This is a genomic window from Acinetobacter sp. 24-47-39 (assembly GCF_056783825.1).
This window is the reverse complement of sequence record NZ_JBWYIP010000004.1, coordinates 125,129-150,747: the sequence shown is the minus strand read 5'-3', so window position 1 is coordinate 150,747 and position 25,619 is coordinate 125,129. Positions and strand designations below refer to the sequence as shown.

Below are 25,619 nucleotides of genomic sequence, written 5' to 3'. Positions count from 1 at the left end.
AAACAGAAATTTAAGCTTTTTTTCGCTATAATTCTGAATTGTGTAGCTAAAAAGTTTGATGTAATTTTATACATGTAATAAAATCTACTCATTCATTTTTTAATCAAAAAATGTCTATTTCTTTGCATTAGCTTTCCAAGTTGCGCAACACAACTTGTTTTTGTTTTTAAAATTCGTTCGGCTTTCAAAGTTTAAGTAGTTGGATGACTCTTTGCCATCCTCAAGCTTTTGAAAGATAAAACTCATCATAGGTTCCGGCCTACAACTCTATGGATACGAGTGTGCTACCGATTATTATATTGTTACCATTAATACTTGGCACTTTTCTTGTCCTCTGGCTGCAAAAAATCTCTCGCGGGGCGACAGCATTAGGGGCAATTGGAGTCAGCTTAGCAAGTTTTATCTTGTTGCTGACTCAAGCCAAAGACGTCTTTCAAGGTCAAGTCCTCTCTGAACATTGGTCATGGTTACCACAGTTTGGTATCGACTTAAGCTTTAGACTTGATGCATTAGGCTTGATCTTCTCCCTCCTTATTACAGGGATTGGGACGCTCATTTATATTTATGCTTATTATTATTTAAATCATAAAAACTCTCTAAGTAAGCTATATTTCTTACTGATGCTGTTCATGGCCGCTATGCTCGGCATTTCACTTTCTAATAATTTACTTATTCTTCTTGTCTTTTGGGAAATGACCAGTATTTCGTCATTTCTTTTAGTGGGTTATTGGAGTAACTACGAAGCCGCACAGCGTGGCTCAAGAATGGCCTTAACCATCACGGGTATGGGTGGTTTAGCCATGCTCGGTGGTTTTATTCTCTTAGGTCAAATCACTGGCACATATCAAATTGATCAAATCCTCAATATGACGGCGCAGATTCAATCGAGTCATTTATTTGTGCCAGCCTTGCTCCTTATTCTTTTAGGTGCATTCACCAAAAGTGCTCAATTCCCTTTCCATTTTTGGTTGCCAAATGCAATGGCTGCGCCGACACCCGTGTCAGCTTATTTGCATTCAGCGACAATGGTGAAAGCCGGAATTTTCTTACTGGCGCGCTTAATGCCGATCTTTGTTGGTTCTGCTTTGTATCATAACCTCGTCACATTCATTGGTTTATTTACCTTATGTATGGCCGCGTTCTTTGCCATTTTTAAGGAAGATCTGAAAGGTTTGCTTGCCTACTCCACCATTAGTCATTTAGGCTTGATCGTTTGCTTACTGGGGATTGGTTCACCACTCGCTGTGGCTGCAGCTATTTTTCACATCATTAACCATGCGACCTTTAAAGCTGCATTATTCATGATCGCTGGTATTATCGACCATGAAACAGGTACACGTGATTTACGAAAACTCAGTGGTGTATGGCAGTTACTTCCATTTACAGCCACTTTAACCATGATTACCGCGGCATCAATGGCTGGTGTACCACTGACCAATGGATTCTTATCTAAAGAAATGTTCTTTACTGAACTATTAGCGAATCTCTCGGGTGGTATAGGTGTCTTCGCAGCAATTATTGCAACACTCGCAGGTTTGTTTGCTGTCGCGTATTCCGTTCGTTTAGTTCATGGCGTATTTTTTGATGGTGATTTAGGCAAAGCGATTCCAAATAAAGATGCGCATGAACCACCAATTGGTATGCGTGCACCTGCAATTTTATTAGCTACATTATGTATTGCAGTGGGTCTATTACCAGCGCTCTTAGTAGGCGATATCGTTAATGCTGGTGCACGAGCAAGCACCAACCTTCCAGCTTTTGAAGGCGTACATCTAGCAATCTGGCATGGCTTTAATGTGCCTTTATTGATGAGTGCGATTGCACTGATTGGCGGTATTCTCTTTTATTTTAGTCTTGCGAAGAACAGTAGAATTCGTGACATTGACCTTGATCCAATACTTGGCAAACTTCAAGGTAAAGTCCTGTTTGATCTCTTTCTCAAACATTTGCTCTTAAATTCGCGAAAATTAAAAAGAGCAACAGAAACAGGTTCTCTACAAAACTATTTATTGTGGATATTAATTTTTGCTGTTGCTTTAGTCTCCATTCCACTCATTGGTCAAGGTATTTATGCAGGTACACGCGAACTGACGCATGCACCATTGGTTGCAATCGTACTTTGGTTATTACTGTTTTCAGCGTGCTGGATGATGCTTTGGTTTCACCATGAACGCATTAAAGCCGTTCTTATCAGTGGAGCAATCGGTCTTGTCGTGACGATGGTCTTTGTTACGATGTCAGCACCAGACCTCGCACTCACACAAATCACAGTCGATGTTGTCACAACTGTTTTACTTCTGATGAGTCTGTCTCTCTTACCACAACTTACGCCTTATGAATCTTCACGCACTCGTCGTTGGAGAGATGCGGTGATTGCAATCATCGGAGGTCTAGGAATCGGCTGGATCACTTGGATGATTCTGACGCGCGATCACAATTCAATCTCATGGTTCTTTGTTCAACAATCTCTACCGCTCGGTGGTGGTTCAAATATTGTGAACGTAATTTTAGTTGATTTCCGTGGATTTGATACCTTTGGTGAAATCACAGTACTGGGTATTGCTGCGATTGGGACACTGTGTTTAATGGATGGAATGCGTGCTCATGGTACGACCATTACACAAGGCTTAACCTATCGCTTTAATCCATCACCGTTGATGTTCCGAATGACCGCATCTTGGGTTCTTCCGATTGCCTTAGTCGTCAGCTTATATATTTTCTTACGCGGACATAATCTTCCAGGGGGTGGCTTTATCGCAGGTCTTATTACATCCATGGCACTTGTGATTCAGTACATTGCGCTAGGTCAAGATCACACAGAACAACTCTTACGAGCAAAGTCTGGGCGTCTTTATGAAATTTGGATTGGTACTGGCTTAACTATTGCTGGTCTGACTGGGGTCGCTGCGTGGTTCTGGGGTCGACCATTCCTGACCAGTGCTCATATTTATGTAGAGCCGATCATTCTCGGAAAAATGCATTTGCCATCTGCTGCAGCATTTGATGTTGGTGTCTATGTCACAGTCGTTGGTGCAACAATGCTCATGATTTCCGTTTTAGGCGACTCACGCAACTCAAGCATCACCGGCCCTGTACCGAAGGAGTAAAGAATGATTAGTTTAGAATTTTTACTCGCCTCCGCTATTGGATTATTGGTTGCCACTGGTATTTATCTGATTTTGCGTGCCCGCACTTTCCCTGTGGTCTTAGGCTTGGCCATGATTGGCTATGCAGTGAATATGTTTTTATTCGCTATGGGGAGAATCCACCTCAATGCACCTGCTATTTTAACCAATGCCACTCAAGTTACAGATCCATTACCTCAAGCACTTGTATTAACGGCAATTGTAATCGGTTTTGCCACAACTGCTTTTATCGTGCAACTAGCATTGAGAAGTCGTTATGAATCGGGTACTGATCATGTTGACTCTAAAGAAGAAATAATCAATACAGACCCAAGAGAGGATGAGCCTTAATGATGAATTTTTATGATTTATGGCTCACCCACTCGCCAATTTTAAGTATTTTAATTCCGACATTTACTGCATTTATTTTAGTGCTATTGGGTAATCCAGGTTCAGGATCTTTAGCGCATGACTGGCGTCAACCTTGGCGTCGTGGAATCAGTTTAACATCGGTTTTTCTTGGTTTAGCGACTGCAATCATTTACTTAATTCAGGCGAACTCTGGTCAGATCTATGTGTATAGTTTAAGCGAGTGGTCAGCTCCTTTTGGCATTGTACTTGTACTAGATCGTTTGGCAGCCTTTATGCTCGTGCTCACCTATGCTCTTGCGACACCAATTATTTGGTTTGCAAGTAAAGAATGGGATGAACGTGGACGCTATTTCCATGCAATGAGCCATTTTTTACTCATGGGATTATGTGGTGCATTTCTAACAGGCGACTTATTTAACTTGTTTGTTTTCTTTGAAGTGCTGTTGATGGCTTCATATGTATTGCTTCTACATGGTCAAGGCAAAGCACGTTTCCAACTTGGTATTCACTATGTAACGATCAACCTATTAGCGTCTGCATTCTTTTTGATTGGCTTAGGGATGATTTATGGTAATACTGGTAGCCTGAATATGGCTGATGTGGGTCGAATTGTACGTACACTTGAAGGTGATCAGTACAATATGGCAGTTGCAGGCGGATTAATGCTGTTTGTAGTCTTTGGTATCAAGGCTGCAATCCTCCCTGTCGGACTATGGCTACCTAAAACTTATGCCGTCGCCACGACCCCTGTAGCCGCATTATTCACCATCATGACCAAAGTGGGTATCTATGCAATTTTACGTGTGAATGGAACCGTATTCACCGATGAGCTTTCGCGAGAAATTCTCAGCACTTGGCTGCTTCCAATTGGTTTAATTACGACTATTTATGGTGTAATTGGTGCGATTGGTGCAGAGCGAATGCGTCGTTTTGTTGGTTTCATGATCCTATCGTCTATAGGAACGATTGCAATCGCCCTTTCTCTGATGACTGCAGATGCTTGGGCTGCAGCGCTATATTACCTCGTGCATAGTACGATTATTGCCGCTGCATTCTACTTGCTATGCGGTTGGATTACTTCGCAGCGTGGTGCATTCAAAGATCATCTAAAAATCGCACCAATCATGAAACAGCAGACGCTAGTTTCGATTTGCTTCTTCATTATTGCACTCATGATGGCAGGGCTTCCACCCTTCAGTGGATTCTTTGGAAAAGTATTTATCCTTCAAGCGGCCTCTGTATCTAGCTATCAATTGCTCATTATTATTGTCATTCTGATTGTGAGCTTGCTTAGTATCATAGCTTTCACTCGTTTAGGATTCGTTATTTTATGGCGTTCAACTGTACCAGAAAATGACCCTAATCAAGAGTCTTATCATGAATATCAAAAGTTACCAAGCAAGGCACCTCCACGTAATGACACCACAATTTTTGTCTTTATTATAAGTTTAATCGCTTATGTGATATTTGCTCATCCAGTCACACAGTATATTCAACAAACTGCAAATCAGTTAAATGATTCAGAACAATATATTACTGCTGTTTTAAAAATGGATGAACGTGGTGAAGTAATTAGTGTACAACCATTTGATCCCAATTATCTTCCAGAAACAAAATACGGCGGAGAGTTTGCAGACCCAAATGCACATTATATTCCACATGTTATAAGTGAAAAATCACTTGAGGGCGAACACATCTCAGAGTTCAAGCGCCGTCAAATCAAAGAACAAGAATTGAACCAGCGACAACCTGAAGAAGCCCAATCTAAGCTTCAACCGATGGAGCAGTAAATGATACAAAAGAGCTCTCTATTTGATCGAGTTTTCCCGCATCCTTTTGTTTCTGTGATTGTGGGAATAAGTTGGCTAATGCTGGCACAAAGCGCTCAGTTTTTTGATATTTTAGTTGCCATTGTGATTGGTTTAGTCATCCCAAAATTGGTACAACCTTTTATCGTTCGCACACCCAATATTCATTGGGATTTAGCGTGCAAATTAATTTTGGTCGTACTTTGGGACATTATCATCAGTAATATCCGTGTCGCTAAGCAAGTGCTTGGACCAACTGACCGTCTTCATCCCAAGTGGTATCGTGTTCCATTAGATACTGATCATGATCAGGTCAACAGCTTATTGGCAATGATCATTACGACTACACCTGGCACAGTCAGTGCTGGAATCGACCAAGAACGCGGTGACATTTTGGTCCATTCAATTAACTCAGATGATCCCGAAGCTGATATTTTGGAAATCAAACAACGCTATGAAGCACCACTTATGGCGATTTTCCATGTGAAACAAGGAGATTCAGCATGACGATCTTACTTTATGCATTGGGAATTAGTTTGATTGGAATTACGATTTCAATGCTGCTCTGCTTAATGCGTTTAGTCATTGGTCCTTCTATGGTAGATCGACTACTCGCACTAGATACTTTATTTCTGAATGCAACCTGCTTGGTCGTGGTACTTGGAATTTTTTGGGCAAGTACTTCATTGTTCGAAGGTGCATTGTTGGTGGCAATGCTTGGATTCGTATCCACAGCAGCATTGGCTCGTTATTTTACGACAGGCCATGTGGTGGACTAGGAGAACAATATGAATACTCAGCTCATCATGGAAATCTTAGTTTCCTTCTTCCTGATCAATGGTGCCTTTTTTACACTTGTAGGTGGAATTGGAATGGTGAAATTGCCTGACCTATTCATGCGTCTGCATGCCCCTACAAAGTCGAGCACACTAGGCTTAGGTAGTTTTTTAATAGCAGCTATGATTTATTCAGCTTTTCATAGTCGCTTTGGGTTTGCTGAACTACTGATTACATTACTTGCCTTTATTACGGCGCCTGTATCGGCAAATTTAATTGCACAAGCTGCATTACATTTACGTTTACGCTCTACATCAGGCGATGTCCCCGAAGCACTAGACCGCCCTCTCCCTTGGCAGCGCCAAAGAAGAATGCGTCAGTTTAATCAAGACTCATCTAAGTAATAAAAAAACCTAGCTTTCGCTAGGTTTTTTTGTTAGCTATATAGTACAGGTTGGGGATGCTCTTGGAAGCCTTCCACTTGATATTCTTCAGCTAATTTTGCCTTCCAATGATTCACGATATCCGTATAGTCAATTTCAGAAGGATGAAAATCTTCTTTGTAATATGATAAATATTCTGGAATTAGCTCGATCATCATTTTAGAAATCAGGTAAATACCATATAAGTTTCCACTGACCTTCGGTAAGCTTTTTCGACGATCTTGCCAAAATAATCGAGTCGCTGAATAAAATGTAAGACTTGCGAAACCTGTGGTTACGCTACGCATAATATTGCGGCGCACTTTGGTATCTTTGTATACCGCTTGATAGACATCAAATGCAACTGCTCGATGTTCAATTTCTTCAATAGCATGCCACACCCAAAGCTTAGTTGCATCTTCATCTAAGGTCGACAGGACTTCAGGATGACGAAGAATATAACCACCCAATAACGCTGTAAAATGCTCAAAAGCACAGGTAATTGCTAACTGCAATTTTGGATGGGTAGTACGAATAAATTCATCGCGTCGCGCTAACCATGCTTGAAAGTTGTCAAGTTGATAATCATCACGGCGCCAAGCGTCATTAAATTCCGCATGTGCTTTTGAATGCATCGCTTCTTGACCAATAAATGCTGCAATCTGTGCTTGTAATTTGTCATCTTTCACTTTATCTCGTACATTTCGAACACTATGAACAAAGAATTGTTCACCAATTGGAAAGGTAGAAGAAAGTGCCGTCAACAAATGTGACATGACAGGAGAATTCGCGAAAAAATGGCGTCGAATGGCTTTAGGATTATAATTTAAACGTCGTACGGTAATCCCAATCGCTTTTGGACGATTTAAATAAGATTTATCTTTGGCGATTTGTGTAGTTGTCATTTTAGAGCCTATATGGATATAGCATTTCTTATTCATACTGTCAGAATAAATCAGATTTAATATTGCAAAAATAACCACACAGACAAATAAATTATATTTTTTGCCAATAAAGTCGCAAATTAAATTACAACTCCATTCTCTTTTTTAATTTAATTACATGATTCTTAAGATAGTTCTTGAATTGGATACTTTTGAATATTCAACAGGAGATTGTCAAACAAGTCATGCATATAAATGAAAAATCCTACCGAAGTAGGATTTTTTGTAAGGCGTGTTTTCGTTTAAACATCAAGATAATCTAATATACCTTCAGCAGCTTGACGTCCTTCCCAAATCGCAGTTACGACCAAGTCAGAACCACGCACCATATCTCCACCGGCAAAGATTTTCGGATTAGAAGTTTGGAACTTGTATTGTTGCTGCTCAGGAGCAACGACACGACCTGAACCATCTAAATTAATACTTACATCATTAAACCATTCTGCAGGGCTTGTACGGAAACCAAAGGCCAACAGCACTGCATCAGCAGGTAAGATTTCCTCTGAACCTGGGATCGGTTCAGGACTGCGACGACCACGACTATCAGGCTCACTGAGTTGAGTCGTCACAAATTTAACACCTGTGACCTTTCCATTCTCACCCACGATTTCGATCGGCTGACGATTGAACTGAAATTCAACACCTTCTTCTCGCGCATTTTTAACTTCACGGCGTGAACCTGGCATGTTTTCTTCATCGCGGCGGTATGCACAAGTGACAGATGTTGCACCTTGGCGGATTGAAGTACGGTTACAGTCCATAGCAGTATCACCGCCACCGAGTACAATAACTTTCTTACCTTCCACACTGATAAATTCTGAAGGATCTTTCTCCCAACCTTGGCAACGATTCACATTGGCAATTAAGAAATCAAGCGCATCATAAACACCTTCCAAATCTTCACCTGCGAAACCACCTTTCATGTATGTGTACGTTCCCATACCCATGAAGACAGCGTCATAATCAGCAAGCAATTGATCAATAGTGATGTCTGTGCCAATTTCTGTATTTAAACGGAATTCAATCCCCATGCCTGTAAAGATTTCACGACGACGTTTCATCACGTCCTTTTCCATCTTAAATTCAGGAATACCAAAGGTCAGCAAACCACCAATTTCTGGGCGCTTATCAAATACGACGGGTTTAACACCATTGCGCACCAAAATGTCCGCACAACCTAGACCCGCAGGGCCTGCACCAATAATCGCGACTTTTTTATCTGTCCATTTGACATGAGACATGTCAGGACGCCAGCCCAATGCAAATGCCGTATCATTAATATACTTTTCAGCATTACCAATGGTCACAGCACCAAACCCATCATTTAGTGTACATGCACCTTCACACAAACGGTCTTGTGGACATACGCGGCCACAGACTTCAGGCAATGTATTTGTTTGATGGCAAAGCTCTGCTGCTTGAAAAATACGACCTTCAGCAATCAGTTTTAACCAGTTTGGAATATAGTTATGTACTGGACATTTCCATTCACAGTAAGGGTTACCACAACCTAAACAGCGATGTGTTTGGTTTTTCGCAACTTCGGCTGTAAAAGGTTTATAAATTTCCACAAACTCAGCTTTGCGGACGTTGAGATCTTTTTTCTCTGGATCTTGGCGTGCGACATCCAGGAATTGAAAGTCATTATTAAGGCGTTCTGCCATGTCTCTCTCCGTGGGTAGATGCAGTATGTTGTTAGTTCAGCTGCATCTGCCTATATATCTGCAGTAGTGGAATTATTGAGGATCAGCTTGAGTTGTTTTTAATAAAGTCTGCAAGTTTGCAGCTTTCGGTTTCACCAACCAGAATTTACGGCTGTAGAAATCAAACTCGTTACGGATCTTGTACGCCCAAGCACTACCAGTTTCCTTAATATGCTCATCTAAAATGCGGCTTAAGAACTCTTTATGTTCTTCCATTGATTCGGTCGAAATACGATTAAGTTCGATTAACTCATGGTTATAATGATCAACAAAGTCATTATCTAAATCAAGTACATAAGCAAAACCACCTGTCATACCTGCACCGAAGTTATGACCAACTTTACCCAGTACCGTTACAATACCACCTGTCATGTATTCACAACAGTGATCGCCAGCACCCTCAATCACCGCGAACGCGCCTGAGTTACGAACAGCAAAACGTTCACCAGCTGTACCTGCAGCAAATAATTTACCGCCTGTTGCACCATATAAACATGTGTTACCAATAATCGCTGTTTCTTGTGTTTGGAATGGAGAACCCTTCGGTGGGAAAATTGAGATACGACCACCCGCCATACCTTTACCCACATAGTCATTCGCATCACCTTCAAGCTTGATATGCAGACCACCCGCATTCCATACACCAAGTGATTGTCCAGCAGTACCTGTCAAATTCACTTTAACAGGGTGTGCTTCCATACTTAAGTTACCATAGCGACGAGCGATCTCACCTGAAACACGTGCCCCAATAGAACGGTCACAGTTACCAATGCTAAAACTGTATTCACCACCTGTACCAGCTTCAATCGCAGGCAATATTTCTGCGATCATAGACTCAGCCAAAACACCTTTATCAAATGGTGCATTTCCTTCGACTTCGCAATATTGAGCTTTGCCTTCAGCAGCTGGATGTGATTCAAGTAAAGCACTTAAATCTAGGTGAGCATGCTTATCTGTTTCACCAGGTAGCATTTCTAGTAAATCGGTACGACCAATCAAGTCTTTCAAACTTGATACACCTAATGCAGCCAACCACTCACGTGTTTCTTCAGCGATAAAGGTGAAGAAGTTAATGAGCATTTGTGGTTCGCCGATATAGTGCTCTTGACGCAAATGATCTTGCTGAGTCGCTACACCAGTCGCACAGTTATTTAAGTGGCAGATACGGAGGTATTTACAACCCAACGCAATCATTGGTGTAGAACCAAAACCGAAGCTTTCCGCACCTAAAATAGCTGCTTTCACGACATCTAGACCCGTTTTTAAACCACCATCCGTTTGAACGCGAACTTTACCACGCAAATCATTTACACGAAGGGCTTGATGCGCTTCAGAAAGACCAAGCTCCCATGGCGAACCCGCATGATGAATCGAAGACAATGGCGATGCTGCTGTACCACCGTCATAACCAGAGATGGTAATAAAGTCAGCATAGGCTTTTGCAACACCCGCAGCAATCGTACCCACACCTGGCTCGGATACCAGTTTTACAGAGACCATCGCTTGAGGGTTAACTTGTTTTAAATCAAAAATTAACTGCGATAAATCTTCGATTGAATAAATATCGTGGTGCGGTGGTGGAGAAATTAATGTCACACCCGGTACAGAGTAGCGTAAACGTGCAATTAAGCCATTCACTTTACCACCTGGCAACTGACCACCTTCACCCGGTTTTGCACCTTGTGCCACTTTAATTTGCAGTACTTCTGCAGAAGTTAAGTAAGCAGGCGTTACACCAAAACGACCTGATGCGATTTGTTTGATTTTTGAGTTCCGGATTGTGCCGTAACGCGCTGGATCTTCCCCCCCCTCACCTGAGTTCGAACGACCACCAATTGTATTCATTGCAATGGCAATCGCTTCATGTGCTTCTGGTGATAATGCCCCTAAAGACATCCCTGCAGAGTCAAAACGCGGAAGAATCGCTTCTACAGATTCAACTTGATCCAGTGGAATTGAATTTTCTGTTTTGAGTTTAAATAAATCACGAATGGTTGCCACTGGACGATTATTTACAAGCTCAGCATATTCTTTGAAATCTTCATATTTCCCAGAACGTACAGATTTATGTAGAGCATTAATTACATCAGGATTAAAAGCGTGATATTCCTTATCAAATACAAATTTCAGCAAACCACCTTGCTCAATTGGCTTACGTGATTTCCAAGCGGTTTCTGCTAATTTTTTCAAATCATTTTCAAGATCAACAAAAGTCGCACCTTTAATACGGCTTGGAACACCTGTGAAGCATTTATTAACAACTTCTTCAGATAAACCAACAGCCTCAAATAACTGCCCACCGCGATATGAAGCAACGGTCGAAATACCCATTTTTGAAAGGACTTTCAACAATCCTTTTTCAATCCCTTTACGGAAATTCGCTTGTGCATGAATCGGATCACCTAACAACTCACCTTTCGCAATTAAATCATTAATGACGTCATATGCAAGATATGGGTAAATTGCTGTTGCGCCAAAGCCAAGCATTACGGCAAACTGGTGTGGATCACGCGCTAAAGCTGTTTCAACAATAATGTTTGCATCTGTACGTAAACCTGCATGGATGAGGTAATGATGGATAGCACCCGTTACCATCGCTGCATTCGCTGGTAAGAACCCTTCACGGATTTTCTTATCAGAAATCACCAATAGGGTTTTGCCATCACGAATTGCTTGCGCTGCTTCTTCACAAATACGTGTAATCGCGGCTTCTAGACCTTCAGTCTCTGCATAGTTTAGATCAATATCTGCAATCTCGTAGCCCTTACGACCTAAAGTGCGAATTTGATGCATTTTAGAGTTTGACAGTACAGGACTTGAAATAATTAATCGATCCGCATGCTCTGGACCTTGTTCAAATACATTTTGTTCACGACCCAAACATGTTTCTAAAGACATTACGATCGATTCACGTAATGGATCGATTGGTGGGTTAGTTACTTGAGCAAACTGTTGACGGAAGTAATCTGTTACATGGCGTACTTGACGAGACAATACTGCCATCGGCGTATCATCGCCCATCGAACCTACTGCTTCTTGACCACTTTCAGCGATTGGACGTAATAACTGATCTCGCTCTTCAAATGTCACCATAAACATTTTTTGAGCTGCTTTTAAAGCATCGCCTTTTAAGCCTTGATCACATAGATATTCTTCTAGCTCTGGGCTGCCTTGGATACGCACTGAATTTTCACGCAACCATTGACGATAAGGACGCATTTTTTTCAGATGATTACTGACGTCTTTAGTATCCAGCAATTTACCAGTGAAAGTGTCAATGACTAAGATCTGACCTGGTCCAACACGACCTTTAGATACTACGTCTTCTGGTTCATAACCCCAGACACCAATTTCTGATGCAAGTGTGATGTAACCATTCTTAGTAATTACCCAACGTGCAGGACGTAAGCCATTACGGTCAAGCATACAAATCGCATGACGACCATCTTGAATCACAAGACCTGCTGGCCCATCCCATGCTTCCATATGTTTAGAGTTGAACTCATAGAATGCACGTAAATCAGCATCTAAAGTTTCAACGTTTTGCCATGCTGGTGGAACGAGCATGCGTAGTGCACGGAATAAGTCCATACCTCCACCAACCAAGATCTCGAGCATGTTGTCTAAACTTGAAGAGTCAGAGCCAGTACGATTTACGATTGGGTTAAGCTCAGTTAAACCTGGCAAGAGTGGGTTTTCAAACTTTGGTGTACGTGCCATCGCCCAGTTACGGTTTGCTGTAATGGTATTAATTTCACCATTGTGCGCTAAGTAACGGAAAGGTTGTGCCAATGGCCAACGTGGCAATGTATTGGTTGAGAAACGCTGATGGAACACCACAATGTGAGATTCCAAACGTGGATCAGCCAAATCTGTATAAAAATCTGCAATCGCTTCAGGCATCATTAAGCCTTTATAAGAGATCACAGTTGAACAAAGTGTTGTAACGTAGAATGAACTATCTTGACTTAATTTTTGTTCAGCACGACGTCGAGCCAAGAATAACTTACGGTTAAACTCAACTTCTTCAACACCCATTGGACAGTTAACAATTACTTGTTCAAATGCTGGCAAAGACTGCATCGCAATTGAGCCTAATGCTTCATTATTGGTTGGCACTAAGCGCCATGCAATTACACGCAAACCTTCTGATTCAATTTCTTTAGTCAGCACTTGTTTTGCATGTGCAGCAATTGCAGGATCTAGGCTAAGAAAAACTGTACCTACTGCAAAAATTTCACTGAGTGTAATATCACTTAAACGTTTTGCTTCTTCACGGAAGAATTGCTTAGGCATAGCCAACAGTAGACCACATCCATCACCCGTCTTACCATCTGCAGCAATACCACCGCGGTGCGTCATACAACTTAAACTATGAATCGCGGTCTTGACCAAGTCATGACTCGCATCACCTTGCATATGGGCGATTAATCCGAAACCACAGTTATCTTTAAACTCATCCGGTTGGTATAGACCTTTAGCGGGAGCTACAGTATTAGGCGATGGCATGTGCATAGCGTACCCTTCTTCAACATGGCCCTCATTGGGCAAAACTTATCTATTCTTCAAATACGATTTCTTTATAAAACAAAGACATGATTCTGTATGTCTTTCGTTATTGAACGTCTTTTCTGATTTAATTTCACAAATGTACGAGACGATTTGCACCCATTTAAAGCAGATCAATTTGACTAAATCGCACACTAAATTAAGGTCTTCGCTCCAAAATAGGGACAATTTACTTAATCAGTGCACCAATAAAGCAAAATCTATGCCAATATTTATTTATTCCGTGCAAGCGTTTTATTTCAATTATTTTGTCATTATTAACCGAAAAGGCACCAAATTAGAACCACTTTATCGCACCAATGATGTGCAAATTTATTATGCTTTCGTTTAATTTTGCGCCATTTTATACCATTTTAATTAAATGGATCACTAATTTGAGCCTCTTGATTCCGTTTATCCGTATTATTCTTTGAATTATCGCTCGAAATAGGGTCAACATTCGATTGCGAACGTCTCACATCAACCACATTTCCTGACTGATCTTTTCTTGTAATAGTCACATTAGTTGTTGCCTTAGCAGGATCAACAACAGGGGTTGGCTTAGGACGAACCAGCAAGGACTCATCATTCAATGGCACAGCCGCAGGTCGTAATTTAACTTCGTATAATTTTGCAGTTGTCAGTTCTTCAGATCCCATGTCATTGACTTGACCCACAAACTGATTAAAGCCAGCAACTTTAGGCGCTACAGAAGGTGGTAACTTTAAATCCAATCCATTTAAAGTTGTCTTAGCAGCACCTTCCCCCATAAACAGCCCATAACCCAAAATGTACTGTTCGACTTGGTCTTCACCACTCAAACGAAAATAAATGTATGATTTACGATCAGTTTGCTTATTAAGAAAACTTTTAATTACATCTTCATTGGTAACGCGAAATAGTTCGATAAAATAATTATTTTTATTGTCTTGAATAAACTTTGTGCCTCTAAATTCAGGCAAATGGTTTCCTGAAGCAACTTTACGCGCAGTTAATTCTAAAGGTCGCACTTGATCAGTCAGCCCACCCAAATAATTTGTTGCTGCCACCTTTTCTGGTTGAATCTGAACTTGAGTTTCTTCAAGTTGCTTAGACTGAGCAACCAACTCTTTGCTATCTGTCAAAATCCAGAATACAAAAGATGCGACTAAAAACAGTATGCCACCGATCAACCAAATATATTGTTGCGCTGTGCGTGGGGATGAGTGGCGTACCGTCATGAGAAAACCTAAGATTATGCTTGATTACGTAAAATCGCTTGTTTCATTAATTCCACATCAAACTCTTTGGTAATTACTGCTTGCCCTAGCGACTTCAAGAGCACTAAACGTAATTGACCGTTCAGGACTTTTTTGTCATGAGACATATATGCCAAAAATTCATCAAGTGGAATTTGAGGACATTTTATCGGTAATTTCGCACGTTGAATGATAATTTTTGTACGTTCAAGGTCAGCTTCTGTGATCCACCCCATTAAATAAGATAAATCTGCCGCCATCACCATTCCCGTCGCCACAGCCTCACCATGTAACCACTCACCATATCCCAGATAAGATTCAATCGCATGTCCAAAGGTATGACCTAAATTCAGTAATGCACGCTCACCCTGTTCTTTCTCGTCATTGGCCACAATTCGCGCTTTGTGTGCACAAGAGCGGTACACTGCTTCAGCAAGTAATTCTGGATGTTGGGCAACGAGACCATCCATGTTTTCCTCAAGCCATGCAAGAAAATCAACATCTCCTAATAGGGCATATTTAATGACTTCAGCCAAACCTGCTGATAACTCACGCTCAGGCAATGTTTTAAGTTGCGCCATATCCGCAAGTACGACCTGTGGCTGCTGGAATGCGCCAATCATGTTTTTGCCTAATGGGTGGTTGATTCCAGTTTTACCGCCAACGCTCGAATCGACTTGCGATAGCAGCGTAGTCGGGACTTGAATAAAATACACTCCGCGTTGGAAACAAGCTGATGCAAATCCAGCCATGTCACCAATCACCCCTCCACCCAAGGCAAGCACTGTACAATCTCGGTTAAATCCTGCCTCAAGCAAGGCATCAAAAATTAAATTCAAATGTTCAATATTTTTATAACATTCACCATCAGGTAGAACACATGTCCCAACTTTTTTACTCAAACCTTCCACAGCTGATACATAGTGATCTAAATACAACGGTTTAACCGTTTCATTGGTGACAATCATGACCTGTTGCCCATGAATATAGGGTTCAAGTAATTGTTGCGGATCTAAATCACTACCAATGAAAATAGGATAACGGCGTTCACCGAGTTCAACGAATAAGGTTTGCATGATGTTATAAGCCAATAAAACAAATTTAATTCAATTCTTTTGCGACAATCACATTAAGAATACGTTGTGCCAAATCACGCGCAGCACCTTGATTCGTTTCAATAATATGATGTGCAACTTCACGATACAGCGGATCACGAATATTCAATAATTCACGTAATTTCTGTTCAGGATTTTCGACTTGTAATAAAGGTCGATTTTTATCACGGTAGGTTCTTTGAAGTTGTATTTCTACGGGAGTATAAAGATAAATCACAATACCTCGATCTTTTAGATAAGATCGATTAATCGACTGAGTAACTGCGCCGCCACCCGTCGCAACAACTAAATTTTGTTTTGATGTTAAATCATCAATTACCAGTGACTCACGATGTCTGAATCCCTGTTCACCCTCTTTCTCAAAAATCCATGGGATGGTCGCCCCAGTTTTTCTTTCTATCTCATGATCACTATCAAGAAACTCTCGATGAAGTAAATCTGCAAGATGTCGACCAACGGTTGTTTTACCAGCTCCCATGGGCCCTACCAAATAAATATTCGGTAGGGTTTCAAACTCTTTGCTTGGCAAGGAGTCACCTATTGAATTGCTTTCATTGAAACTATATTAATTGTTTCTAGTTTGCCTGTCATTAACAATTCTTGGTGTCACAAAGATTAATAACTCACGCTTATTCTCTGTTTTACTGTCTTTACGGAATAGACGACCAACAGCAGGAATATCACCAAAGAAAGGCACCTTGGTTTGGTTAAAAATCGTTTCTTGCTCGAAAATACCACCTAACACCACAGTTTCACCGTTGTTCACGAGTACATTGGTATCAATTTGATTTTTATTCAAAATGATTTCACCATTCTGTGCATAACCTGCTGGTGAATCACTGGTAATGTTCAATTTCATTTGAATTTTACCATCAGGCGTAATACTTGGAGTTACCTCTAAGCTTAACAACGCTTCTTTAAAGGAAGTCGTCGCCGTTGCAGCACCACCTGCAGTTTCAGTGGTTTGGTAAGGAATTTCCTGACCCGAAGCAACTTTCGCTTGCTGCTTGTCAGCAGTGAGAACTTTTGGTGTAGAAATAACCTCACCGTAGCCATCAGCTTGTAATGCCGACAACTCAAGATCCAGCATAAAATCAGACATATTGATTAAACCAAATGCAATTTTACCGGCAGCCCCAGCCACACCTAAATCCACATTTAAGTTATCAGGACGTTGAATATTATAACGACCATCCTCACTTGGTGATTTTAAATCCCACAGCGTTTGATCACTACCACCAACCAAAAGATCATTATTGGTTGCAACACCTTTCGATACTACACCCCATTTCACACCCATTTCTTTGGTGAAATCTGTTGTCGCGCGTACAATACGAGCTTCGATCATGACTTGTTTTACAGAAACATCCAATAAATCAATCATCTTGCGAATTTGATCAATTTTTTGAACTGTATCGTTAATGATCAATGTATTGGTACGTGGATCAATTGAAACTGTACCACGTGGACTTAATAATGACCCGACACTGTCCCCCAATGGGTCAGTTGTTGAGTTTGTATTATTACCATTAGAAGAACGACTGTTACGACCTTCAGTAATCAACTTTTCAATATCTTCAACTTTGGCATAGCTCAATTGAATATATTCGGTTTGCAATGGTGCCAATTTCACACTTTGTGCAATGGCTTTCGCCTCTTCTTCTTCGGCTTTAATCAATTCTGGAACCGGTGCAATCCAAATTACATTTCCGTTGCGACGCTTATCCAAATTCTTGGTTTTCATTACAATATCAAGCGCTTGATCCCAAGGCACATCTTTTAAGCGTAATGTAATATTCCCTTGAACTGAATCCGAAGTCACCATATTAATGCCGGTAAAATCAGCCAACAATTGTAATACGCGGCGCACTTCAATATCTTGGAAATCGAGAGAAATCTTATTGCCTGTATATTTCGGTGTACGATTTTGGCTGCTTAAGCCTTTTTTCTCTTCTGGACGTTTTAGACTGATCGTTAACTTACCATCTGTTTGATAAGCCATATATTCGAAGCTACCGCTCGATTGAATGGAAATTACACCATTCGACTTATCATTATAAGCATCTACTGTAGAGACAGGCGTCGCAAAATCATTAACGTTTAAACGGCGCACCAAATGCGATGGAATTTTGTTACCGAGGAAACGCACCACAACTTTGCTACCTTGCTGTTGTACATCTACTGGTGTATCTGCTGTTTTTAAATTCAGTACAACTTGTCCCTCACCTGCACTACCGCGCTCAAAACCAATATCTTGCAGTCCTTGTTGTACTGCTTGATAAGCGACAGGCGCTGGCGGTGTATACGCAACAGGCTGCTGATAAACAGGAGCTACTGGAGGTGGTACAGGTGCTGCAACTTGCTGACGAACCACTGGCACAGGTGGAGCGGCAGGTCTTAAAACCGTAGGCGTTGGTGCAGTTGGTTTCAATACCTGCTGTGCTGCAACAGGAATCACAGGTGTAGGCGTTACAGGTGTCGCTGCCACAGCTGTAGCCGTAACAGGTGTAACGTTATTCGTCAGATTAGGACGTATAACTGGCTTTAAAACACTTGGTTTAGTCGCTGGTTCTGGTGCTTTGGCTTGGGTAACCACTGGCGCCGCAGGTATTGCCACTTTCGCAGAGTTCGGATTATTTATTTTTAAAATAAAGGTATTGCCTTCAACACGTGTCGTGTAGCTCCCCTTCTGCGTTAAATTGACAGTTAACCGTGAACGCTGATCATTAGAAATGACTTCAACTGAGTTTGCTTCAGTGGTCGACACAGGTATTTTAGTATTCGCCAGTGTTTGACCTGCCTGCATAAAATCCAAAACGAGTCGAGATGGATTTTCCAATTGATACGATTGTGGCTGTGGAGGTAATCCGTTAAACATGACACGAATTTCTGTTCCTTGACCTGGCACCTGCAAAGGCACAATATTAGTCATCGTAGTTTTAGCCGCCGCTGCCTGCATAACAGCTATAGAAACAGTGGTCATAGCGAATTGACGAAGAAAACGGTTCATATAATGTCGATCCCCACCCCAAAAATTTTGCATACTCTTTTTCATTGTTATTCCTTATCTCGTCTTAACCAACAGGCCCAAGCAACACTAAGCTTCTTGGTCTTTCGATATAACCATCTCGACCATCTGAAACAATTTCAATCAGATCGATTTGAGTCGGCGTTATCTTCACGATGCGCCCTTGGTTCATCCCCATGTAATTACCACGTTGCACACGTTCAATCTCACCATCAGGGGTTTGAATCAAAGCGAGAATCTGGCCATTGTTACGTTTTAAACTTCCTTTGAAGTTTAACGTTTCCAATGCATAGCTTTCTAAAGGCTGTGGTTGACGATTAAAATTAGGATAAACACGTTTACCCGACATGATTCTTAGCTCTGTTGCCAATGAGTTTGGCAAGAATGGACTTCGAAGTTGATGCGCCGAGTAAAGAAAATTTGGAACTGGATTAAATACAGGTGCCGGTTCTATGGGTAAAGGCGGCTGGCTACGAATATTCGCCATTTCTTGATTGACCGCATCAATACGCGAATCACATCCCACCATAGTCGTTGCAATAACTAATCCGCACAAAAGCTTAAATGATTTCATTATTGTCCTCCTGCTGGCATATCAGCTGGTGGAACAACCGCTGAACCTACCGTATCTTCAGTCGATGCAACATAACGATATGTTTTGGCTTTTAATGAATAATTGATCAGTGGAATATCAGATTTTTTATCTGTACTTGGCGTCGCTGTAATCACAAAATCATGTAACGTTACGATACGCGGTAAAGACGCAATTCCACTCACAAAACGCCCAAATGAATGATAATCACCTGTCGTTTCTATCGAAATTGGCTGCTCAATAAAGAATTCTTGAGCCACTTCATTTTCGAGACGGATATTTTTAAATTTGAGCCCTGAATTCACACCTGTTAAGTTGATGTCCTCAACTAAACTTGGAATTTCTGTTTCTTTTGGCAATTGTTGTAATTGCTCATTGAAATTCATTTCCATTTGTTGCAACTGTGCTTGGTATTGCTGCAAATTACGGAGCTTAGAATCCTTTTCTTTAAACTCTGTCAGTAAATTTGCCTCTTGTGCTTTAGCAAGATCAATGGATTCAAGTTTTGGTTTAATCACCAAAAAGTAACCAATAGCACAAACAAATAGGAAAATAAAAATCCAACAGGTAATTTTTACAGACAGTGGCCAACTACCGTAGTTATTGGAGTCCAAAGTATTAAATTGCTGAAAGAACTTTTCAACAGTCATGGACTTCTTTTTTGGTGCAGTGACATCTGAATCAAAGTCATTTAAATCATTACGACTCATGGTGCACCTCCCACATTATTCGCGTCCATCTCTGATGTCGGTTGAGCAATCGCACCCAAGTCGACAGTCACGATAAATGTACCGTATGACTCTTCAACTCGAGGGATTACCGAACTTGGTGCTTTTTCCTTCACTTCTGGCGCAGCCAAGAATGAATTCATAAATGCATTTCGGTACCACTGGGAAGCTTCTAAACCACGTAATAACTCTGCTACCGCATTCGGACTTTCTGCTTTACCTTCGATGGTAAATTTATTACCAGTACGGGTAAATTTCGTCAGATACACCGTTTCAGGAACAACACGTACCAATTCATCTACTAAACGCACAGTAACAGGTCGTTGACCTTCAAGACCTTGAATCAGTTTCATCCGCTCAATCACTGCATTTCGACGTTCTTGCAATCCTTCCAAGGATTTTAATTGAACGTCTAAACTTTGATTGGTGCTTACAATAAGTTGGTTTGCTTGTTCTTGGTCTTGCAATTTATGATTCAAGAAGAACCAAGCTGCTAAAACCGATAAAATCGCAAGTAATACCACTGCGATACAGATATAAACAAATTGCTTTTTTCGCTGTTCTCTTAGCTCTTCGCGCCAAGGGAGTAAATTAATTTTAGCCATTAATCAAAACTCCTCAATGCCAAGCCACACGCCACCAATAATGATGGTGCATCATTTTCTATTTTTTTCAGGTCGATTTGAGGAGAAAAGCCCATTTGTAAAAATGGATTAGCAATAGTGACACGATATCCCAATTTTTGTTGCATCATTTTTGCAAGACCTGGGATATTGGCATTACCACCCGCCAATAAAATATGATCAATCTCGTTAAATTGAGAAGAAGAGAAAAAGAACTGTAATGAACGCGCTGCTTGTTGAATCACTGCATCAAGGAATGGCATTAAAACTTCTGTTTCAAAGTCATCTGGTAAGGTGTTATCTTTTTTAGCACGCCCAGCTTCATCATAAGATAAGCCATAACGATTTTGCACATCTTGAGTCAATTGCTTACCGCCAAACACTTGTTCGCGCGTGTAAATAATTTTGCCATTTTGCATGACTGACAAAGTCGTCATGGTATGACCAATATCAAGAACGCCAACAAGATTTGCACCAATCGGCAATGTATCTGCAAAGACTTCAAAACTACGTTCCAGTGCATAGCTTTCAACATCGGCAACTTTTGGGGTAAGGCCGACCAAATCCAATACTTCAATACGAGAGTCCACGTTTTCAGTACGTGTCGCAACGAGTAGAACGTTCACTCTGTTTGGATTGTTTAATCGCTCAGGAAGCACTTCAAAGTCTAAACTGACTTCGTCAAGTGGGAATGGGATATATTGCTCAGCATCCATACGAATCTGAACTTCACGCTCATCATCGCTCATGTCGGCATCCATCTCGATGACCTTGTGAATCACCATAGACGTAGGCACTGCAAAAGCAGCATTCGTTGATTGCGGATTTGCAATATTAATCGCGCGCTCTAAAGCATCAGCCACGTTATCCTGATTGAGGATGTTTTTTTCAACAACACTTCCATCAACCAATGGACTTAACCCGTAACTTTCAACCCAATAGCGACCGTTTTTAACTGATAGCTCTAATAGCTTAACAGAGGTCGAACTAACATCTACCCCCACTAACCCCTTATTTGGCTTACGATATAGTCTAAGCACAATGCAATTCCTATTATTTTTTTGTCCCCAACAACAGCACAATACAAACTAACTACACTTGGTCTAATTTTTTTGCGGATATAATAACTCAACTAACATTCCGTTAAATGAGAAGCTATACTGACCTTCTATTAGTTTGCCTTTAGCACCTATTAAAACTTACTTGTTATGAAAAAGCTATCTTGTTGTGGACAGATTCACCCTTTTTTTTTGCTGATTATCATTATCTTAGTCACAATTCCAATGGGATTTTATGGAATGTATCTCTATATTGCACCATCTTTGCCAGAGATGACTGCTTTTAAGAAGGCTCCATTATTAAAACCGCTGCAAGTTTATACAGCAGATAACCAATTAATCGCAGAATATGGTGGCAAACTTTCTGTTCCAGTTGAATATGAGCAAATCCCACAAGATTTTATTCATGCTTTTTTAGCTGCAGAAGACTCTTCTTTTTTTGAGCATAGCGGTATTAGTTTTAAAAGTTTAGGACGTGCAGTCAGTGAATCGATCACGGGTTCTGACATTCAAACTGGTGGTTCTACAATTACCATGCAGGTGGCTAAAAACTATTATTTAACACCAGAACGAACTCTCAAGCGCAAACTCACCGAAATTTTCTTAGCACGTAAAATTGAACAAAAATTATCAAAAGAAGAAATTCTTACTCTCTACGTCAATAAAATTTTCCTCGGTAAAAATGCTTATGGCATCGCCGCAGCAGCAAAAATTTATTACAACAAGAATTTAGACGATCTTTCAATTGCCCAAATGGCAATGATTGCAGGATTACCTAAAGCACCCTCTAAGTATAATCCTGTGGCCAATCCTGAACGTGCGTTAGAACGTCGCAATTGGATTTTAGGTCGTATGCTACAGTTGGGTTATATTAGTCAAATTGAATATGAAGATGCAGTATCAGAGCCTATCGCTTTGGACATGCCTGATCGCGGTATTAACAATAAATTCCCTTATGTCGGTGAAATGGTTCGTTCTGAACTCGTCAAAAAATTTGGCGATCTCGCGATCGATTCAGGATATAAGGTTTACACCACTATTGATTACAATCGTCAAGCCTTTGCCGAAGAAGCAGTTCGTGTTGGTTTAGAAAGTTATGACCGTCGTCATGGATGGCGTGGCCCAGAAGCCCATGACAAACCATTAAAAGACTTTGTACCATTTGCAAACACCTATCCTGCTGAAGTCACTAAAGTTTTAAGTAATTCTTTTGAAGCAACTTTACAAGATGGTTCATCAGTCACTGTTCCTTGGTCTGGCATGTCTTGGGCGAGACGCTATCGCAATGCCAATAGTGTGGGTGGTGCACCGAGCAATGCCTCACAAATTGTAAAAGTCAAAGATATTGTTCGTCTACGTCCAAATCAAAATCGTAGTATGTGGTCCTTGGTACAGGTGCCTCGTGTACAAGGTCAGTTAATTGCACTTAACCCAAATGATGGTTCCATTGTCGCGATCGTTGGTGGATATAATTTTTATCAATCGAAATTTAACCGTGCACTGCAAGGTTGGCGTCAACCTGGCTCTATTATCAAACCATTTGTCTACTCGCTTGCACTTGAACGAGGTATGACGCCGCATACCATGGTTAGTGATAATCCCATTACCATTGGTAAATGGTCACCACGCAATTCTGATGGGCGCTATCTGGGGATGATTCCATTACGTCGGGCTTTATATTTGTCACGTAATACTGTCTCTGTTCGCCTTTTACAAACAGTCGGTCTAGAACGTACTCGCCAATTGTTTATGGATTTTGGTTTGCAGGAAGATCAGATTCCACGTAACTACACGATTGCATTAGGAACACCTCAAGTACTCCCTGTGCAAATGGCAACAGGCTATGCCGCGATTGCCAATGGCGGTTTCCGCGTGCAACCTCACTTCATTAGCCGTATTGAGGATGCTTACGGCAAAGTGATTTATCAAGCCAATCCAGAATACGCATGTATTTCATGTATTAAATCTCAGAAGCAAGATACAACCTCTGCTGAAGCAACAACACCAGACGACGAAATTATTGAAGTTACCAATCAGTCTTTAGAGGATAAGCAACCCACTTTAACCGATGAAGAGCGCAGCCAATATCGTCAAGCACATCGAATTTTAAAATCCAGTTCAGCATTTGATATGGCGAATATTTTACGAGACGTAATTCAGCATGGTACTGGTCGCGCAGCATTAAAAATTGGTCGTGGTGATTTAGGAGGTAAAACAGGAACAACCAATGATGCAAAAGATGCTTGGTTCGCTGGCTTTAACGGCAATCTAGTCGCAGTTTCATGGGTAGGTTTCGACCAACCGACTACGCTAGGTCGTCGTGAATATGGGGGTATCGCTGCTCTTCCAATTTGGAGTGACTTTATGGAGAAGTCGCTTGCCAATACACCATATGCTTGGGTAAGTTTAGATAAAAATGCAAAAGCTCCTTTAACTCGAGAACAACGTGGTCGTGTACATACATTAAACCATGAGCAAAAAGATAAAACTCCACCTTTAGCTCGTCCAATTTATCGCCCTGCTCCAGTGGTAGCACCAACGAATGATCGCGATTTTGATGATCTACCAGATAACGATCAACCGTTAACGCCGACGTCGTCGACACCACCGGATATGAATTCAACACCACAAGTTAAACGAGATTCAATCGAAAATTTGATTAATCAAGTTCAATAACCAAAATAAAGCCCTCTAAAAGAGGGCTTCTTTTAACTTTTCTTTTTTAAAATATAGATCTGAAACTCCGCACTCAGTTCAAATTTTTCAACTTGCTCTAATTGCTCACGCCGTTCAGGTTTGGCCTTATAAGCATATGGCGTCATTGCGATAAGACACTTTAGGTCATTTTGGTTCAACACCAATGGTGCCTGAATTAAGCTTTCATCAATTAACTCAAAGTGCTCGCTCAACTGTGCTACAAATTTATGTGGCTCATGTGCCTTAACTTCTTCAAATAGTGCTTCCCGCATTTTATATAAATGTTGTGGACCTGGGGTAACAACCATTAAATACCCCGATGGTTTTAATACACGTAATATTTCCGCCTCGGGAATAGGACTAAATAAACTGGTACATAAATCGATGGTCTCGCTTAAAACAGGCAACACAGCCCCCGTACCCACAACCCAAGTGACATTTTGATTTAATTTTGCTGCTACCTGAACTGCAGTTTTAGCAATATCCACCCCCACAACTTGTATCGCTTCAGCTTCCATTGCATTGGTGTAATATCCTTCACCGCAACCAATATCTAAAAGATTTTCAATACGTAATTCTCGGATTTTAGCAACGACAGCTTGCTGTAATGGCGCATAAAATCCCGCTGATAAAAACGACCGTCTAGCTTGAACAGACTCGGGGGTATCCCCAGGATTTTTACTATGTTTATGCTGTACGACATGCAAATTCACATAACCTTGCTTTGCAATATCGTAACTATGATTACTCTTGCAGCGCCATGTTTTCCCCTCAAGCGCCAATGCCTCGCGACAAACAGGACACATCAACAGATTCATCATTTTCTCCAAAATATTTTAGC

18 protein-coding genes and 2 pseudogenes are annotated in these 25,619 nt (G+C 41.0%); 7 read left to right on the top strand and 13 right to left on the bottom strand.

Annotation, left to right across the window (positions count from 1 at the left end; all coding sequences use genetic code 11):
• Positions 1 to 269: 269 nt before the first annotated feature.
• The 6 genes from AC1M9C_RS05765 to AC1M9C_RS05740 are packed head-to-tail and all read left to right on the top strand — an operon-like array spanning position 270 to position 6,486.
• Positions 270 to 3,107, top strand: a complete 2,838-nt coding sequence (locus AC1M9C_RS05765; protein WP_481953358.1) for a monovalent cation/H+ antiporter subunit A — start codon at positions 270 to 272, stop codon at positions 3,105 to 3,107.
• Positions 3,108 to 3,110: 3 nt separating this feature from the next.
• Positions 3,111 to 3,476 carry a Na+/H+ antiporter subunit C gene (locus AC1M9C_RS05760; protein WP_035264007.1) on the top strand — a complete coding sequence of 122 codons (366 nt, stop codon included), beginning with the start codon at positions 3,111 to 3,113 and terminating at the stop codon, positions 3,474 to 3,476.
• The gene (locus AC1M9C_RS05755; protein WP_481586741.1) at positions 3,476 to 5,287 is read left to right on the top strand and encodes a monovalent cation/H+ antiporter subunit D; all 1,812 of its coding nucleotides are present in this window, start codon (positions 3,476 to 3,478) and stop codon (positions 5,285 to 5,287) included. The genes AC1M9C_RS05760 and AC1M9C_RS05755 overlap by 1 nt, the downstream gene beginning before the upstream one ends.
• Positions 5,288 to 5,812 carry a Na+/H+ antiporter subunit E gene (locus AC1M9C_RS05750; RefSeq protein ID WP_481586740.1) on the top strand — a complete coding sequence of 175 codons (525 nt, stop codon included), beginning with the start codon at positions 5,288 to 5,290 and terminating at the stop codon, positions 5,810 to 5,812.
• Positions 5,809 to 6,084, top strand: a complete 276-nt coding sequence (locus AC1M9C_RS05745) for a monovalent cation/H+ antiporter subunit F (RefSeq protein ID WP_035263999.1) — start codon at positions 5,809 to 5,811, stop codon at positions 6,082 to 6,084. Before AC1M9C_RS05750 ends, AC1M9C_RS05745 begins: the two co-directional genes overlap by 4 nt.
• Before the next feature lie 9 nt (positions 6,085 to 6,093).
• Positions 6,094 to 6,486 (top strand): Na+/H+ antiporter subunit G, encoded by a 393-nt coding sequence (locus AC1M9C_RS05740; protein ID WP_481586739.1) that lies wholly within the window; start codon positions 6,094 to 6,096, stop codon positions 6,484 to 6,486.
• A 32-nt stretch (positions 6,487 to 6,518) separates the two neighbouring features.
• On the opposite strand, the gene AC1M9C_RS05735 is transcribed toward AC1M9C_RS05740, so the two are convergent.
• The 12 genes and pseudogenes from AC1M9C_RS05735 to AC1M9C_RS05680 all read right to left on the bottom strand — a co-directional run bounded on the left by AC1M9C_RS05735 (position 6,519) and on the right by AC1M9C_RS05680 (position 22,063).
• Positions 6,519 to 7,409: a metal-dependent hydrolase gene (locus AC1M9C_RS05735; protein WP_481586738.1), complete on the bottom strand. Its 891-nt coding sequence runs from the start codon at positions 7,407 to 7,409 to the stop codon at positions 6,519 to 6,521.
• A gap of 281 nt (positions 7,410 to 7,690) precedes the next feature.
• Positions 7,691 to 9,112, bottom strand: coding sequence for an FAD-dependent oxidoreductase (locus tag AC1M9C_RS05730; RefSeq protein WP_481586737.1), 1,422 nt, complete (start codon positions 9,110 to 9,112; stop codon positions 7,691 to 7,693).
• A gap of 72 nt (positions 9,113 to 9,184) precedes the next feature.
• Positions 9,185 to 13,660, bottom strand: coding sequence for a glutamate synthase large subunit (gene gltB / locus AC1M9C_RS05725; RefSeq protein ID WP_171076729.1), 4,476 nt, complete (start codon positions 13,658 to 13,660; stop codon positions 9,185 to 9,187).
• A 413-nt stretch (positions 13,661 to 14,073) separates the two neighbouring features.
• On the bottom strand, positions 14,074 to 14,919 hold the full coding sequence (locus AC1M9C_RS05720) for a hypothetical protein (protein WP_481586736.1): 846 nt from the start codon (positions 14,917 to 14,919) through the stop codon (positions 14,074 to 14,076).
• 14 nt (positions 14,920 to 14,933) lie between these two features.
• Positions 14,934 to 16,013 carry a 3-dehydroquinate synthase gene (aroB, locus tag AC1M9C_RS05715; protein WP_481586735.1) on the bottom strand — a complete coding sequence of 360 codons (1,080 nt, stop codon included), beginning with the start codon at positions 16,011 to 16,013 and terminating at the stop codon, positions 14,934 to 14,936.
• A gap of 25 nt (positions 16,014 to 16,038) precedes the next feature.
• Positions 16,039 to 16,581 carry a shikimate kinase AroK gene (aroK, locus tag AC1M9C_RS05710; protein ID WP_035263975.1) on the bottom strand — a complete coding sequence of 181 codons (543 nt, stop codon included), beginning with the start codon at positions 16,579 to 16,581 and terminating at the stop codon, positions 16,039 to 16,041.
• Positions 16,582 to 16,617: 36 nt separating this feature from the next.
• A pseudogene (locus AC1M9C_RS05705) lies at positions 16,618 to 18,348 on the bottom strand (type IV pilus secretin PilQ); the annotation flags it as partial.
• Positions 18,349 to 18,672: 324 nt separating this feature from the next.
• A pseudogene (locus tag AC1M9C_RS05700) lies at positions 18,673 to 19,107 on the bottom strand (AMIN domain-containing protein); the annotation flags it as partial.
• Between the two features lie 19 nt (positions 19,108 to 19,126).
• On the bottom strand, positions 19,127 to 19,654 hold the full coding sequence (locus AC1M9C_RS05695; RefSeq protein ID WP_481586734.1) for a pilus assembly protein PilP: 528 nt from the start codon (positions 19,652 to 19,654) through the stop codon (positions 19,127 to 19,129).
• Positions 19,654 to 20,382 (bottom strand): type IV pilus inner membrane component PilO, encoded by a 729-nt coding sequence (locus AC1M9C_RS05690; protein WP_035263971.1) that lies wholly within the window; start codon positions 20,380 to 20,382, stop codon positions 19,654 to 19,656. Before AC1M9C_RS05690 ends, AC1M9C_RS05695 begins: the two co-directional genes overlap by 1 nt.
• Positions 20,379 to 21,005, bottom strand: a complete 627-nt coding sequence (locus tag AC1M9C_RS05685) for a PilN domain-containing protein (protein ID WP_035263969.1) — start codon at positions 21,003 to 21,005, stop codon at positions 20,379 to 20,381. Before AC1M9C_RS05685 ends, AC1M9C_RS05690 begins: the two co-directional genes overlap by 4 nt.
• A complete protein-coding gene (locus tag AC1M9C_RS05680) occupies positions 21,005 to 22,063 on the bottom strand; it encodes a pilus assembly protein PilM (RefSeq protein ID WP_035263966.1) in 1,059 nt (352 codons plus the stop codon). The genes AC1M9C_RS05685 and AC1M9C_RS05680 overlap by 1 nt, the downstream gene beginning before the upstream one ends.
• A 168-nt stretch (positions 22,064 to 22,231) precedes the next feature.
• Here AC1M9C_RS05680 and ponA point away from each other — a divergent pair, with 168 nt between their 5' ends.
• On the top strand, positions 22,232 to 24,757 hold the full coding sequence (gene ponA, locus AC1M9C_RS05675; RefSeq protein ID WP_481586733.1) for a penicillin-binding protein PBP1a: 2,526 nt from the start codon (positions 22,232 to 22,234) through the stop codon (positions 24,755 to 24,757).
• A 32-nt stretch (positions 24,758 to 24,789) separates the two neighbouring features.
• Here the strand turns inward: ponA and AC1M9C_RS05670 are convergent, their stop codons facing one another.
• Entirely contained in the window at positions 24,790 to 25,596 is an 807-nt protein-coding gene (locus AC1M9C_RS05670) for a putative RNA methyltransferase (protein ID WP_481613123.1), read from the bottom strand.
• Between the last annotated feature and the right edge of the window lie 23 nt (positions 25,597 to 25,619).